Genomic DNA, 15,888 nt, shown 5'->3' on the forward strand with positions numbered 1-15,888 from the left:
TATTATTTAGGCAAAAGTTGGTTCTAAATGTTTTTCCATACAAACAGCCATAGCTTCTTTCATAATTACTATTGCTGCATCTACAATGTTATGGGTAGTAATTAATGGTGGTACTAATCGTAATACATTGTCATAATGCCCTCCTACTTCAAATAGTAATCCTCTCTTAAAACATTCTCCTCTAAAGTTTTTTATAAATTCTGGGAAAGGTTCTTTAGTTTTTCTATCTTTTACAAACTCTACACCTATCATCATACCTACCCCTCTAACATCTCCTATAAATGGATTTTCTGCTTGTAATTGTATTAATTTATCTGTAAGATATGCTCCTATATTTTTGGTATGCTCTTCAATATTATGACTTTCAATAAAATCAAAAGCTCCTCGGGCAGCTGCTATACTTACTTGATTTCCTCTAAATGTTCCTATATGTGCCGCAGGACCCCATGCCTCTACTTCTTTTTTATAAATCAATCCAGAAATTGGGAATCCTATTCCTCCAAAACCTTTAGAAAATGTAATGATATCTGGAACAGCTTTTGTGTTCATAAATGATAAGAAACTTCCTGTTCTAAAGAAACCACTCTGAATTTCATCAAATATGACTAACACATCATTTTCATGTGCTATCTGAACTAGTTCTTCTAAGTATCCTTCTTCTGGCACTATATTACCTCCTTCTCCCTGAACAGGCTCTAAAAGAATTGCTGCTGGTTTACATACTCCTGAATGACTATTCGTTAATAGATTTCTAAAATATTCTATACTATCATTTTTACTCCCCATAGACTCATTTAACTCACCTCTATAAGAATAGTTATAAGGTGCAAAATGAACATTTGGCATTAAAGATGTTAGATTATTTCTGAAACCAATATCTGAAGTTACTGCTAAAGCTCCAGAGGTCATCCCATGATAACCACCTGTAAAAGAGATTATTCCATCTCTTCCTGTTTTTATTTTTGCAAGTTTTATTGCTGCTTCAACTGCATCTGATCCTGTAGGACCTCCGAAACATACCTTATAATCATTTTGTATGTTTTTTGGTAATTTTTTTAGTATTGTCTTAATCAAAGAAAGTTTATTCTCTGTTGGAAAATCTAATGCATGGATTAACTCTTCTTGCTGTTTCTTAACGTAATCTAGTACATAATCATTTCCATGTCCTACATTTAAAACCCCACAGCCTCCAAAAAAATCTATGAATTGGTTACCATCTACATCTTCTATAATACTACCTTTTGCTCGTTTTATGGCAATAGGCATACTTCTAGGATATGAAACAATACTACCTTCAATATCTTTTTGTAGTTCTAATAAAGCTTTTGACTTTTCTCCTGGTATAGAAGATGAAACAATTTTTGAAGTTTCTGATAAATGATATTTTTTAAGTGGGTCCATAGTAAATAAATGAGTTTTAAGTGTTTTTTGAAATTTTTTAGCTGTAAAAAACTACTCTTATATTTCATTTCATATACCCTTTAAAAAGACAACTATAAAAAAGTTGCTTTTTTAAAGGGTATGAAATAAGAATAATTTTAAATTGATTAATCAAGGATATAACAAAACATGATGTATTTGTTTTTATACTTGATCTTATAGAAATTGTATTTTATTGATGAATTTGAATCATCTTTTCTTCATAATGAAGAATAAAAATGATGTTTCTATTTTATTTTGAAATATGAAAAAAAGTAGAAACAAGTTAAATAAAGTCACTTTATAGATTCAGTGATATTCTATTAAATAATAAATTAAAATATGCTTAAATTATTATTCATTTCTAATAGCATAGATTATGGTAAAATATATTGCCTAAAGGCAATGCTACATATCTAATTTTCATTTAGTATATAGAGATTAAAATGAGAAAAACCTCTATCAAAATAATTTAAAGTTAAGTATGCTTTAATTGTTCTTTTTATAAGTCTTTTTGTTTAATTAGAGGCAAGGCTTCGCCATCTGACTTACATTTTGTCATTTACAACATTAAAAATATATTGAGAAAATAATTTTAAAAATTGAATCGTTTAAGATGGGGTTTTCACCTAAATCAATCTATTTTTAAAATAAAGGTAGCAATATGATCAAATTACTATACACCATAAATCTAGTCGATCAAAATTACATATTTCAACGCATAGAATATATACTGTTAAGCCGTAGTTATTCTATGCTTACACAGCAAAATTATTCAATTGATTGATTTTTAGTATTTTAAAATATTTAAAATTATTAAAGCAAGGTTTATTTAACTGATTATTAACTTTAATTAATAAAAATAAACATTTTTACAGGCGTCATATATTTTATATAGAGGATAAAATAGATATAATTCTATCAAAAATACACCTCAAAATTTCAAAAAAAGTTATATGAAATTATTAAAAAACTTTTAATTTTATTATTCAAGTTATCATAAATGGAAACTTACAAAGAAGTGATTCTCTTTTAAGTGAATAATCATGTTAATTCAAATAATTTACCTGGTAGCGGTTTTACAATACCTTTAAGCTCCATATTAAGTAAGATCGAAGCTACTTTAAATGTTGGAATATGACATTGCAAAGCAATATGATCCAATAGTTCTTTCCCATTATCATTTAAGAAATTATAAATCTTTTTTTCTTGTTCATTAAGCTCTATAAATAATTTTTTCTGTATCGCGGCAGGTTTTTCTTTTTCATCCAGTTCCCAATTCAACATATAAATTAGATCAGCAGCACTGGTAAGCATATGTGCGCGTTGTGTTTTTATCAACATATTACATCCTTTACTAAAAGGATCATTTACTCTACCAGGTACAGCAAACACGTCTCTATTATACGAATTGGCAATCTCGGCTGTAACAAGTGACCCTCCTTTATGAGCACTTTCGATAACTACGGTGGCCTCACTAAGTCCTGCAATAATTCTATTACGGCCTAAGAAGTTTTTTCTATCAAAAGTATCTGTACTCCAAAAATCTGTAAAAAAACCGCCATTTTCCTCTATCTGAGCAACATATTTTTTATGTGCTTTAGGATAAATTTGATTTAATCCATGTGCCAGACAACCTATGGTCTGTAAATTATGCTGTACCGCAGCACGTTGTGCTGTAATATCTACACCATAAGCAAAACCAGAAACAATAATAGGGTTTACTGGTGCTAGCGTTTCTATTAACTCCTCACAAAAATTAATTCCATAATTTGTTACTTGGCGTGTACCAACAATACTTAGTATTTTTTTATCTTTAAGATTAATATTTCCAGAGCTAAATAACACTACTGGACCATCGACACAATGCTTTAATTTCTCAGGGTATTCTTTCTCATCATAAATCCAATAATTAATCTTATTCTCCTGAATAAATTTCAGTTCGTCTTCTGCCGCTTTACGATGCTTAGGGTTATGAAGATCTTTAATCTTTGTTTTTCCTATGCCATCAATTTTTAGTAAATTACTTACTTTTTCGGTTAGTACTGCTTCTGCATCACCAACTTCTCTAATTAATTTTTTGATAGAGTTATCTCCTAGATGTATTACTTTTTTTAAGCTCAGTAAAGCGATAATTTTTTCGACAGTCATGTACTATTTTGTATATCAATGCAAGAAACAAAAAAAAACGAAGATGTTAATAAATTCAATGGTTAGAGTTTAAATGATTCTCATTTTTTTATACCTTTGATTTTAGTGAAATAGCCTATATTATTAAGGTCTATTTTGGAAAATTTAATTTTTAAAAAACTAAATTTGCTAGATTATTTTATGGAGTAATAACCAAAAATAACTTCTAGTAAATTTAAAAGAGAATACCATTAGAGGGGGGAATACATAAATGAATACTACAGCTAATTATATAAGTGAATTATTATACCGATATGAGTGTGTAATCGTACCAGGATTTGGAGCATTTCTAACAAGACGCCAACCTGCAATGATTCAGAAAGACACGAATTCTTTTTATCCTCCTCAAAAATTAATTTCTTTTAATAGTCAACTACAGAACAATGATGGTTTACTAGCTAACTACATTGCTTCTGCAGAAAACATATCATATACTGATGCTGTTGCTAAAATTCAACGCTATATAGTATCACTTAAAGAAAAAATGGCTCAAGGCCAACGTGTAGAGTTAGAGAAAATTGGTGTATTTTTTACTTCAATAGAAAACACACTACAATTCGAACCTATACAAGAAGTAAACTATCTCACAGAAGCTTTTGGTCTTCACTCTTTTGCATATCCTATAATAAAACGAGAAGTTTATAAGAAAGAAACCGAAGCTATTGAAGAAACGACACCTCTTACATTTACTCCTGAAAAACGTCGTGAACGACCTTATTTACAATATGCAGCTGTTGCAGCAGTCGTATTAGGAATTGGTGGTTTTTTTGGTCTTAAGCAAGTTAGTGACACCACTATTAGTTATAACAATCAAGAGTTAAAAAAAGCGAATCAAGAGATTGATAATAAAATACAAGAAGCGACTTTTGAAATTACTAATCCACTTCCTGCAATTAACCTAAATATCATAAAAGATGATGAAAAAGGAATTATTACTGATATAGCTGCAACCAAATTTCATATTGTTGCCGGTGCTTTTAGAGTTAAATCTAATGCTTATAAAAAAATAGAAAAACTTAAAAAGTTAGGGTATAATGCCAGCCTTATTGGTATAAATAAATATGACTTACACCAAGTAGCATATGAAACTTATGAAAATCGAACAGAAGCAGTAAATGCTCTAAGAGAAATTAAAAAACATCAAAACTCTGGAGCTTGGTTATTAATTAAAGAATAGTTGTTTTTAATTTTCATACACTAAGCTCTGACAGAAGATTACAGTTTTATTACTAAAGAAGCTTTACTGTAATCGAAACAATATAATTTATGTTAAAGGATAGGCAACCTATTAACTAATTTTTTCATTACGGTATTACCTCATATCTTTGCCAAAATTTAATATTGCATGGAATCTAGACACCCTTCAGAATCAAGAACTGTCCTTACTGATCTTGTATTACCCGGAGAAACAAATCCTCTTAATAATTTATTTGGAGGTGAGCTTCTTGCCCGTATGGATCGCGCAGCAGGAATTGCAGCGGGGAGACACTCAAGAAGGATTGTAGTTACTGCATCTGTTAATCATGTAGCATTTAACAGGGCAATACCATTAGGTAGCGTTGTAACTGTAGAGGCTAAGGTATCAAGGGCCTTTACTACTTCTATGGAAGTCATTATAGATGTCTGGGTAGAAGACCGCCAAAGCGGTGATAAAACCAAAGCCAATGAGGCTATTTATACGTTTGTAGCAGTAAATGAAAGCGGAACTCCTGTTGCTGTACCGTCTATACAACCAGAAACAGATCAGGAACGACAAAGATATGATGCTGCTTTACGTCGCAAGCAATTAAGTCTGGTCCTAGCTGGAAAAATGAAGCCTAATGATGCTACAGAGCTTAAAGCATTATTTGTTTAGAAAAGTAATCTACTTTAAAGGTAGTGTCCAATAAACTGTGTAAATAAAAATTAGGCGGGTTTTAAAACCCGCCTAATTTTTTTTGTTTAATTTTAATAACACAGTTTTCTTATGGAAGATTTAAAGAAACAATTTTTAGAAAGTGGCTTACTGGATGGTTTAAAGACCGAAGCCGAGTTAACCAGTTTATTAAAACAGCTTCACAGTACTGCTTTAGAATCAATGTTGCAGGGAGAACTTGATGCTCACTTGGGTTATCCCAAGAATGCCAAGAACCTTACCAGTAATGCTCGAAACGGAACCACTAGTAAACAGGTCAAGACTGAATTTGGTAAAAGCCAGATTACGATTCCTAGAGATCGTCAAGGTAGTTTTGAACCTATTGTGGTGCCTAAACACAAAAGCAACTCCTTATCAGTTGAAAACATAGTGATCTCTCTTTATGCTAAAGGAATGAGTGTTTCTGATATTGAAGATGAGTTGCAAGAAATCTACGGATTTAAACTCTCTACTTCAGCGATTTCAATTATTACTGATAGGGTTAATCAACACGTTCTAGATTGGCAGAACAGGCCTTTAGAGAATGTGTATTGCGTGGTGTGGATGGATGGTATTGTCTTTAAGGTTAGACAAGCTGGAAAAGTAATAAACAAAACCATTTATCTAGCCGTTGGGCTTAATCGAGAAGGTCGTAAAGAGCTCATGGGAATGTGGCTTGGACATAATGAGTCTGCTGCATTTTGGCAAGGCGTACTTACTGATATGAAAGCTCGTGGGGTAGAGGACATTTTGGTGACTGTAACAGATAATCTTAATGGCTTTACTCAATCTATCAAAAACGTATTCCCAACAGCAGATACTCAGGTCTGTGTAGTGCATCAAATACGCAATAGTGCACGTTATGTAGTCTGGAAAGACAAAAAAGAATTTACTGGAGATATGAAGCATATTTACAATGCTCCAAATAAAGAAATGGCCAAAGTAGAACTAGATCGATTCGCAGAAAAATGGAATGACAAATATCCTTATGCGGTGCAATCCTGGCAAAGAAACTGGGAGGAACTCACTGTATTTTTTGACTTCCCAATAGAGATCAGAAAGATTATTTACACCACCAATCTTATCGAAAACCTTAATGGTAAAATCAGAAAGTACACTAAAAATAAAATGGCATTCCCAACAGATGATGCCCTCAAAAAATCAGTATATCTAGCATTAATGCAGAGTACTAAAAAGTGGACAGCTCCAATACCCAATTGGGGATTAATACTTAATCAGTTCTTAACTATATATGAAAAACGGGTTCAACTATAAAAAGTTAAACCCGCTGAAATTTTATTTACACAAAATTATGGATACTGTCACTTTAAAGAATTCTCTCTCTTTAATGAAACTTAAAATGAGGTATTATCTATATCACATCTTATATACCCAACTTTGTGGGTTTAGTCGTTTTGCATTTTGATAGATTAAAAACTTCATAATCGCTCTACCAGTAGTTGGATTAGTTCGTACTTGACCAATAGCTTGTTTGGTTGCTACTTTTTCGCCTTCTTTTACTGTGATATTCTCAATATTGTAATAGGTAGTGATATAGTTACCATGTCGTATTTGAATCAAACGACTGGCACCTCTTAATTTTTGTATTGCGATGACTTCTCCTTCAAAAATCGTTCTAGCTTTCTCTCCTGCTCTAGTTTCAATTTCTACTCCACTACTATTGATTTGTATATTAGGTAATGTAGGATGTGGTTGACGACCAAATCTTTTAGTTACTCTACCTGTTCCTACAGGCCAAGGTAATTTTCCTTTATTAGCTGTAAAATTATCTGCCAATATTTTAGCTTCTGCAGTTAACGCAAATGTAGTTGCAGAACCTTTTTTGGCCACCTTTTTACCTGCTTTTTTATTAGCTCTAGCGATTGCTTCTCTAATTAGCTTTTCAATCGCTTTATCAATCGCATTGGCTTGCTGTTGTTTTTTCTTAATTTGCTTTGTATAGACTCCTTGTTTTTTTCGAATAGAAGCCATTAAAACCTGTTGTTCTCTCTTTTCTCCTTTTAGCTTTTCTTGTTCACCTCGATTTTCTTCAATCAATACTTCTTTCTCTGTTTTTTGTTTAGACAAGTCCGTATTTAATCCTTGAAGTTCTTTTGTATTACTTTCTATTCGATCCGCCTGCTCCTTACGATGTTCATTATATTGCTTCATATATTGCAATCGCTTATAGGCTTGAGTAAAGTTTGATGAGGATAACAAAAACATGATCCTACTCTGATGAGATTTACTCTTATAAGATTTTGAAACCATCTTAGCGTAATCCTCCTTAAGTACAGTCAGCTCCTTACGATATATTTTTATTTTTTTTAAATTCGCACTAATCTCTCTATTTAATAAATTAGCTTGTTGATTCGTAATTTTTATAAGGTTTTTACGTGTATTGATTTGCGAATTGATCGTTTCTACTTCATCAAGAATAGAGCGTTCTTTAAGCTTATTATCTGCTCGTAGTTGTTTCATTTGCGCAATTTCTTCCCTTAGACGTTGACGCTCTTCTTCGAGTTGTTTCTGAGTACTCTGAGAAAATGATGGGCTGTAAAACAATAGTAACCCTAAGAAGTATATGACTTGTAAAAATCTCATTTAATGGTGACTTGCTTATATCCTGATGGTATTTTAAACGGAAAACTTACTGTAGCATTGTAATCTATAGTTTTATAATCTATTTCTATTATTGTTTTCTTGTTATCTTGTAATGCTTCTATATATATTTCTTTAGGAAAATCTTGATTTCCTACTTTTTGATAGCTTTGATAATTAATCATCAGATTTCTATTTTCAATAGGCTGTTTTAATTGCTGAGAAGACATTTTAAAGGTATCTGGATGAATCAAAAACAATCTTTCGAACAATGCTAATTCTGATTTAGGTTGAAGTTGGTATTGCTGATTTATAATGGATGATTTGTATTTATCCTCTCTCAGATTAAACAATGCTTGCCCTAAAAGCATCTGTTGTACCTTTTCAAAATTAAGATCTGTACCTAACCACTTACTTAATAGCTTAAAATCTCCTTCGAAATAAGTATTATTAATTTTCTCATAATAGCTTACTTTTTCTGGAGTAATCAATGCTTTTGCTAATGTAATCCCTAACATTTTTACACTAACCCATATTGCTTTATCTTTTTCAAATCGAAAAGATGCAGTAGGGCTAAATGATTTTTTACCATCATCATATTTAACTTTTACACGAGTATTAAGTGTTTTAAAATTAAAAGATCGATTATAATGATTGGATATTATTTTCTCTGCATTTAACTTTTTGACTTTGGATCCGGTTATTACTTTAGTGCTTTTACAAGATACTAGCATTAGTATTGAGAAAAATAATAGGTAACATATTTTATTCATTAATTTTTTATGATTTTTTCTGTAATTGATCTACTTTTTGCTGGTATTCTAAAGCCTTTGTATCATTTCCAAGTTTTTGATATGCTTTACTTATTTGTTGATAAAAATCAGATTCCATTTTTAAATCGTCTATTACATAATCTATACCTATAGTTAGCGTTTCAAGAGCTTTTTCTGGCTTTTCCAAATGAATTAGTGATACTCCGTTTATCAAATAGAAAATTGGTTGTGCAGGATACATCTCTAGCGCCAATTCGCTTCCTATTTCTGATTTTTTATATCGTTTTAAATCCAATTGTAGTAATAGTACTCTTTTTAATAATATAAAATTATTAGCATTACTTTTTATTCCTCTTTCATAAAAGTTAAGCGCCTGTTCTTTATGATTTTTTTTATAAAAGTAATGTCCTAACTCTGTAAAAACCTTAGTACTATTTTGATCACTAGAGAGTGTTTCTATAATGGGTTTTAATTCGGTTTCATATTGTGGATTTTTATCTAAAAACAATAAAAAGTCACTAATTATCTTATATTTAGATTCAGAATCTATTTTATCACCCTTTAAAGCAACTTTCATAGATTCTAAAGCATTTTTTATGTTATTATCTTCTAGATAAAATTTATATAAGGCCAGATGTACCAATTCTGATTTTGGTTTTTTATCTAATAATAATTTAGCAGTTTCAAAAGCCTTTTCTTTTTGGCCATCTGCACTGTAGAGATAAATAAGATTTAAATAATTTTGTTCTACCTTAGGTTTTTCTTTTATTTTTTGCTCTAATTTTCCAATCTGACTATTGGGGTTTGTTATTTTTAAAGAAATTCTTTTTCTTAGCTGATCACGGTATCTATCATTACCATATTCTTCATCTAATTCATCAACCATTGCTAATGCATCATCATAGCGTTTTTCTAGAAAATATAAATTTGCCAATTGCTCTTTAAACATCGTATTGTATGTGGCTAATTTTTCAACCACAGTAATCGATTCTGTATACTTACGTTGCTGAAAATACACCTCAAACAGAAGCTCCAAAATAAATTTATCTTTAGGCTTGGCTTCTAGCACTTTTTTGAAATTTTCTTCTGCTCTTTGGTATAGTTTTAATTCTAAATAGTTTTTACCTAATTCTAGGTATAAAAAATTGGATTTTGAATTAATTGCGATACATTTTTCTAAAGCCTTGATCGCCTTATCATGATTCGTAATTGCTTTTTGTTTTAATGCTTCAAAAAAGTTTTCTTGAAACTCATCAGAAACATTTCCTAAATCATCAATATTAATTTCTTGTTTAGGTTCTATATCTTGGGCAAAAACACCACCATGTTCTATTCCGAAAAATAGACATAAAAGAAAAAGATATTTCCAATAATTAATCATATAAAAAAATTGAGCAATATACCTATTGCTTTGTAAATTATTCTAAAACAGAATAGTCTCCAATACTTACTGTAGTAAAATTCCCATCGTAGACAGCATTGTTTCCTATCATAGCATTATCTAAGTTAGCATTTTTTATGGTAGTTTTGGTCTGAACTAAACTATTTTTAATGGTTGTATTCTCAATTACACATCCTTTTCCTATGGAAACATTAGGTCCTATGGTTGCATTTTTCAGTACTACTCCTTCTCCTAAGTAACAAGGATCAATTATAGTTGCATTTTCTTGTCGTATCGTATCACTTACCAATTGCTCTCCATCTTTTTGTAAAAACCCTAGCATTCTAGTATTAGTTTCGACGGTAACATTCTTATTTCCACAATCCATCCATTCTTCAACTTTTCCTGTCACAAATACTTTTCCATCATTCATCATTCTTTTAATACCATCATTAATCTGATATTCTCCTCCATGTATGATGTTATGATCTAAAACATATTGCAATTCGTTCTTCAGAACTGCTACATCTTTAAAGTAATATATTCCTATAACGGCTAAATCTGATACAAATTCTTTAGGCTTTTCTACTAATTCTACGATTTGGTTTTTATCGTTAAGCTTTACCACTCCATATGCTTCTGGTTGATCTACTTGCTTTACCCAAATTACAGAATCTGCGTCTTTATCTAAATTAAAATCTGCACGAATTAAAGTGTCTGCATATGCTATTACTGCTGGCCCTGATAGTGATTCTTTTGCACACATTATAGCATGACCTGTACCTAAAGGTTGATCTTGTCTATAAATAGATGCTTTTGCCCCTAAGCTCTCTGCTAAATCAGTTAAACTAGCAACCACATCATCTCCAAAAAATGCAGGGTCTCCTAATATAAATGCAATCTCTTCTATGGGTTCTCCTAAAACTCTAGCAATATCAGAAACTAATCGATGTACAATTGGTTTTCCTGCAACGGGTATTAAAGGTTTAGGAACTGTAAGTGTATGAGGTCTTAATCTTGATCCTCGCCCTGCCATAGGTACAATGATTTTCATAATATTATCTGTTTTTTTGTACGTTTTGTTGTTTATTACTAATTTAATCTTGTATTACTTTTAGGATATACTACTTAAAAAAATAAGATATCTACTTTACTCCTGTACTACCAAATCCTCCTTCTCCTCTAGAGGTTTCTGATAGCTCTCTTACCTCAATCCACTCAGCACGTTCATGTTTTGAAATTATCAATTGAGCAATTCGTTCTCCATTTTCGATTATAAAATCTTCATTAGATAGGTTCACCAGAATTACTCCAATTTCTCCTCTATAATCCGCATCTATAGTCCCTGGTGCATTAAGTACTGTAATTCCTTTTTTAGCGGCTAACCCGCTACGAGGACGCACTTGTGCCTCATAACCTACTGGCAATTCTATAAACAACCCTGTTTTTACAATAGTACGCCCCAAAGGTTTTAGGGTTACGGCTGTTGTTATATTTGCTCTTAAATCCATTCCTGCAGAAGCTATCGTTTCATAATGCGGTAGTTCATGCGATGATTTATTAATAATTTTTATTTGCATAGCTCTTCACTCTTATATAGAGTACTTTATTTTTTTAAAATCTGTTTTATTTCATTCTTTTCAGACGCATACAAAACTACTAAAAACACCAATAACAATGGAATAGAAACTATATAATTACTGTCAAATATATAAAATGATAAGATCGAAAAACTAATCGATAGTAATAAATACATTCCTATTTTTTTTAGATTATAAGGAATTGGATAATATCTCCTTCCTAAATACCATGATAGTACCATCATGGTTCCATAAGCTGTCAAAGTTGCAATTGCTGAACCTAGATAACTATACTTAGGGATTAATATAACATTTAATGTTAATGTGATTATAGCTCCAACAACTGATATATATGCCCCAAACTTAGTCCTATCAGTAATTTTATACCAAACAGAAAGGTTGTGATATATCCCAAGGAATAAATTAGCTAATAAGATAATAGGCACTACTATTATAGCTTCCCAGTATTCTGATTTAGGGATCATCTGCTCTTTTAGAAATTCTGAAAACGATGTTACTACCAATAGTATAAAAGCTCCAAAAATGACAAAATATTGTGTTATAGTTGCGTATGTTTGAGGAGCATTTTTATCTTTTGCATGGCTAAAAAAGAAAGGTTCAATACCCAATCTAAATGCGGTTGCAAATAAAGTCATAAATAAAGCTAGTTTATAACATGCTGAATATGCCCCTGAATCAAACAATCCTTCTTCATCACCTAATACCCACTCTAATAATTGTTTATCAAAATGTTCATTGATTGCAAATGCAAATCCAGAAACCAAAATTGGAGTTCCATAGGTTATCATTTTTCTCCAAAGCGCTTTATCAAATTGATATGTAAGTCTATAATAAAAAGGAGATACTAATAGTAATGTAACAGCATTTGCGACTATCAAAGCAATAAAAATGTAGTCTATTTTGAAGTCTTCTACATATATTGATTGTAACCATGGTGATTCCTTAGACCAGTCTTTTAAAAAAATTAAGAGAAAAATATTTAAAAAAGCATAGATCACTACATTAATCATCTTAATCGTAGCATACCGTATGGGTCTTTGTTTTGCTCTTAGTTCTGAAAAAGGAATGATCATTAATGCATCTAATCCTAAAATGAATATTGTATAAGTTAAAAATTGCTTTTTCATCCCTATAAGGTTTGATATGTCATCCTGAAATACCAATGCTAGTAGTATAAAAATAACCGTAGATATAAGGATTGATATAGCTGCTGTACTAGTAACTTTATCTTTATGATTCTCTAAATTTAAAAACCTAAAAAAAGAGGTTTCCATACCATAGGATAACAAAACATTGAAAATAGCAATCCAAACAAATATGATTGAAACCTTACCAAATGCTACAGGACCATCCAAATATTTGGTATGTATGATCACTAAAATAAAAGATAACATCCTTGGTAGTACAGTCGATAAACCGTAGATAAAAGTCTGTTTAAAAAGTTTTTGAAACATGCTTAGTTGGTAGTGTACTTAATCCTGTAAAAATACACTTTTTTATTTCCTATACTATTTCTGTATAAATTATAACAATCTAAATGTTATATTAAAGATTACTCTTTATTCTCTGGCATATTTGCTAATTTAAAAAAACCTTGTTTATCTCCTTGAGTATATGCAATAACAGCTTCATTATTCTTTAGCTTAAAAGGAAGTTTTTCTTCTATCAAAGGTACTTGATTACCAAATTCTTCTTTTGGATCACTACTCATTATCAGATTAGTCTTAGAAGGTATATATCTACCTATATAAATTGATTTTTTAGAATCATATTTTAAATTGATTTTTTTGTCTTTAAAATATATGTAATCTAACACTACTTTAGCATTCTTTTCTACAGGAATATATACCGAAAACTCTGATTTCTTATCCTCTGTACTTAATTCATAATATGGATTATTAACCTGTATAGGTGATTGTTTATCGATATGCTGACTAGATGCGCATTGTGTAAAAATTATTAAAATTACTATTACTAGTATTTGTGTCAATATTTTTTTAAGATGTATCATGGTTGATATTTTAGTTTCAAAATACAAAATTGATACCAAAAAAATAAAGAGGTCATATTTTATGACCTCTTTATAAGATAGCTTACTTAGATTACACCTAGTTATTGAAGATCAAACAAAAGAGTACCACTTCCTACATAAGAAGCATAACCTCCTACTTCTACATAATAATTTCCTATCGCTAGAGTACCCTGTATTGCTGAATAATCACTACTATTTAATAAGTTCCCTGAATTGTCATAAAGATAAATATAGGCATCATAATTTGGAAAGCTTATATTAAAATTATAATTAGCTTCTTCACTAATACTAAACCCATATCTAATCTTGCCATCAACCTCATTAGATGTATTATAACTAAACGACTGATTATGCGGAACCGTAAGGGTTCCTAAACTAATATCTGATAATCTCGGGTCGCTTAATAGTACTATATTTATTGTTCCATTTTGCTCACTATAACCATTATAATTTTCGAGTACTAAATAATATGTTCCAGAGTTTAGATCAGCCCCTCTAATACTTTTAGTATTACTATTATTAATGTAATTGCCATTAGCATCATATAAACTTAAATGAACATTTGATTGCGTTGAAAAAAAGTATCCTGTATTTTCATTTACCTGAAACTCGAATCCAATTTTATTATCAATTTCTTTTCTAGAAATAGTAAAATCATATGATTGATTATGCGGTAGTGTTAACAACCCCAAATCTACATCAGAAGACTTAAAGTTTGTAGTAAATACCATTGTTACTGTTCCAAAAACTGAAACATCATAATAATCCGAAATTTCTAAATAATAATCTCCAGCTTGTAATGACTCTCTATACATTTTTCTACCGGAAGATATATAATCACCATTAGCATTTTTTAAAACTAACCTTACGTCGGAATCAGTATAAATAGAAAAGCCTGCCTTTTCACTTAATCGAAACGAATATCCTACCTTATCATCAGGTTCACTACTATTAAGCTCAAAATCTATTACTTCATCATAAGGCAGTGATAATGTACCTAAATCTGAGTCTGTTGCTCTAAAATTAAATTTCTGAATAATTTCACTCGACCCTCCTGACCTATCATTAGCAACCACTTTTATGGTAATTTCATCGTCGATATACTCTCCAAAGTTTTCCCTGTAGCTCACCCTTCCTAATCCCTCGTAAGCATCTGAACCAATAATATATTTTTCGGCAACTACTATTTCATTAAAATATACATCGTATGACAAAATATCTTTATCTGCATCTATTGCTGGTTTCCAAACAACCTCCATATAATCATAACTATATGTATCAAAAATAATATTCTCAAATTCAAATGCTTCTGGAGATCTATTGATAAAAATATTTCTTTTGGCTTCTACCCCTTCAGAAACAACTCCTTTAGAATCATATGTTTTAATTTTAATAGTAATTACCAGATTAGCTCCTTTTGCATAACCGTTTGTATTATTTTTTTTATCACTTCCTACTTTAGAAATAAATTCGACAGCATCAAACTCAATTGAAGTATCAGTAATTTTACTTGCCTTTATTTTGTCATTTACAATAACATCATAAGAGGTTATTTCTTTATTTTTAGGAGCATCCCAATATACTTTAATCGTAGTACCACTAAGTTTTTCTACGCCGATATTACTAACCTCGGTTGGTGTAACCAGAGCAATAGCTCCTCCGTCATCATCTTTATTACAAGAAGTAACAAAAGCCCATAAAACAAAAATATAACTTAGATATTTTTTCATAATTTTTTAAAAATTTAATTAATTATTACCACAATTTTATAATTGTATTTTCCCATGTTAATAGGTATATGTTATGACTAGATGAAATGTTACCTTACATTTTTGTTTTTTTTACTCGATAATGATTTTATTATCATTAAGCTTGTTTAGTTACTAAACTTAAATATTATAAGGTCTGTTTTTTTGACATAAAAAAACCCTCATGAGTTTCCTTATGAGGGTTTAAGTATTTCTTTATACTCTACTCTAGATTCTAACTTTATGCTA

13 protein-coding genes are annotated in these 15,888 nt (G+C 30.6%); 3 read left to right on the forward strand and 10 right to left on the reverse strand.

Features of this window, described 5'->3' with window-relative positions:
- Positions 1-6: 6 nt before the first annotated feature.
- Positions 7-1,401: an aspartate aminotransferase family protein gene (locus N456_RS06040; protein ID WP_062054969.1), complete on the reverse strand. Its 1,395-nt coding sequence runs from the start codon at positions 1,399-1,401 to the stop codon at positions 7-9.
- A gap of 1,062 nt (positions 1,402-2,463) precedes the next feature.
- A complete protein-coding gene (gene dprA, locus N456_RS06045; RefSeq protein WP_062054971.1) occupies positions 2,464-3,570 on the reverse strand; it encodes a DNA-processing protein DprA in 1,107 nt (368 codons plus the stop codon).
- A gap of 250 nt (positions 3,571-3,820) precedes the next feature.
- Between dprA and N456_RS06050 the strand changes: the two genes are divergently transcribed.
- From N456_RS06050 to N456_RS06060, 3 genes are all read left to right on the forward strand, one after another.
- Positions 3,821-4,786, forward strand: coding sequence for an HU domain-containing protein (locus N456_RS06050; protein WP_062054973.1), 966 nt, complete (start codon positions 3,821-3,823; stop codon positions 4,784-4,786).
- Positions 4,787-4,954: 168 nt separating this feature from the next.
- The gene (locus tag N456_RS06055; protein WP_062054975.1) at positions 4,955-5,464 is read left to right on the forward strand and encodes an acyl-CoA thioesterase; all 510 of its coding nucleotides are present in this window, start codon (positions 4,955-4,957) and stop codon (positions 5,462-5,464) included.
- Positions 5,465-5,575: 111 nt separating this feature from the next.
- The gene (locus tag N456_RS06060) at positions 5,576-6,778 is read left to right on the forward strand and encodes an IS256 family transposase (protein ID WP_062054977.1); all 1,203 of its coding nucleotides are present in this window, start codon (positions 5,576-5,578) and stop codon (positions 6,776-6,778) included.
- Positions 6,779-6,880: 102 nt separating this feature from the next.
- Here the strand turns inward: N456_RS06060 and N456_RS06065 are convergent, their stop codons facing one another.
- The 8 genes from N456_RS06065 to N456_RS06100 form a co-directional block, all read right to left on the reverse strand.
- The gene (locus N456_RS06065; RefSeq protein WP_062054979.1) at positions 6,881-8,107 is read right to left on the reverse strand and encodes a murein hydrolase activator EnvC family protein; all 1,227 of its coding nucleotides are present in this window, start codon (positions 8,105-8,107) and stop codon (positions 6,881-6,883) included.
- Positions 8,104-8,877 carry a lipoprotein insertase outer membrane protein LolB1 gene (gene lolB1 / locus N456_RS06070; RefSeq protein WP_082422448.1) on the reverse strand — a complete coding sequence of 258 codons (774 nt, stop codon included), beginning with the start codon at positions 8,875-8,877 and terminating at the stop codon, positions 8,104-8,106. The genes N456_RS06065 and lolB1 overlap by 4 nt, the downstream gene beginning before the upstream one ends.
- 7 nt (positions 8,878-8,884) lie before the next feature.
- Complete coding sequence (locus N456_RS06075; RefSeq protein WP_082422449.1) at positions 8,885-10,258, reverse strand: tetratricopeptide repeat protein; 1,374 nt, start codon at positions 10,256-10,258, stop codon at positions 8,885-8,887.
- A gap of 37 nt (positions 10,259-10,295) precedes the next feature.
- Complete coding sequence (locus N456_RS06080) at positions 10,296-11,312, reverse strand: sugar phosphate nucleotidyltransferase (RefSeq protein ID WP_062054983.1); 1,017 nt, start codon at positions 11,310-11,312, stop codon at positions 10,296-10,298.
- Between the two features lie 91 nt (positions 11,313-11,403).
- The gene (gene dut, locus N456_RS06085; RefSeq protein ID WP_062054985.1) at positions 11,404-11,838 is read right to left on the reverse strand and encodes a dUTP diphosphatase; all 435 of its coding nucleotides are present in this window, start codon (positions 11,836-11,838) and stop codon (positions 11,404-11,406) included.
- Positions 11,839-11,864: 26 nt separating this feature from the next.
- Positions 11,865-13,313 (reverse strand): lipopolysaccharide biosynthesis protein, encoded by a 1,449-nt coding sequence (locus N456_RS06090; RefSeq protein WP_062054987.1) that lies wholly within the window; start codon positions 13,311-13,313, stop codon positions 11,865-11,867.
- 98 nt (positions 13,314-13,411) lie between these two features.
- On the reverse strand, positions 13,412-13,870 hold the full coding sequence (locus N456_RS06095; RefSeq protein ID WP_062054989.1) for a hypothetical protein: 459 nt from the start codon (positions 13,868-13,870) through the stop codon (positions 13,412-13,414).
- A 101-nt stretch (positions 13,871-13,971) separates the two neighbouring features.
- Positions 13,972-15,621, reverse strand: a complete 1,650-nt coding sequence (locus tag N456_RS06100) for a hypothetical protein (protein ID WP_062054991.1) — start codon at positions 15,619-15,621, stop codon at positions 13,972-13,974.
- Positions 15,622-15,888 lie beyond the last annotated feature (267 nt).

This window comes from Aquimarina longa SW024 (assembly GCF_001401755.1).
Lineage (GTDB): Bacteria > Bacteroidota > Bacteroidia > Flavobacteriales > Flavobacteriaceae > Aquimarina > Aquimarina longa.